Below are 551 nucleotides of genomic sequence, written 5' to 3'. Positions count from 1 at the left end.
GGCGACTTTCAGGCCCTGGCGATGTTCGATGGTCTGCACGTACTGCGACGCATCAAGCAGGCTGTCGTGGGTGCCGGTGTCGAGCCAGGCAAAACCGCGCCCGAAACGTTCGACCCGCAGGTCGCCGCGTTCCAGATACGCGTTGTTCACGTCAGTGATTTCCAGCTCGCCGCGTGGCGATGGCTTGACGTTCTTGGCGATCTGGATCACTTCGTTGTCGTAGAAATACAAGCCGGTCACCGCGTAGCTCGACTTCGGATGCTTGGGTTTCTCTTCGATGGACAGCGCGCGGCCCTCGTCGTCGAAGTCGATCACGCCGAAACGCTCCGGGTCCTTGACCCAATAGCCGAACACCGTCGCGCCTTCGGTATGGGCCGCGGCTTTTTGCAGCTGCTCGCTAAAGTGCTGACCGTGAAAGATGTTGTCGCCCAGGATCAGGCACACCGAATCGTCGCCGATGAATTCTTCGCCGATCAGGAACGCCTGGGCCAGACCATCGGGTTTAGGCTGCTCGGCGTAGTGAAAATTGACCCCGAACTGACGGCCGTCGC

The 551-nt window shown here is 60.3% G+C and carries 1 protein-coding gene; it reads right to left on the bottom strand.

Annotated features, from left to right (window positions below; all coding sequences use genetic code 11):
• The coding region (locus SxD43FB_RS23915) for a sugar phosphate nucleotidyltransferase (RefSeq protein WP_255245894.1) at nt 1-551 on the bottom strand (551 nt) is incomplete at both ends.

Origin of the sequence: Sphingobium sp. D43FB, from assembly GCF_002312805.1 — a bacterium.
Taxonomy (GTDB): Bacteria; Pseudomonadota; Alphaproteobacteria; order Sphingomonadales; family Sphingomonadaceae; genus Sphingobium.
This window is presented reverse-complemented; position numbering and strand designations above follow the sequence as displayed.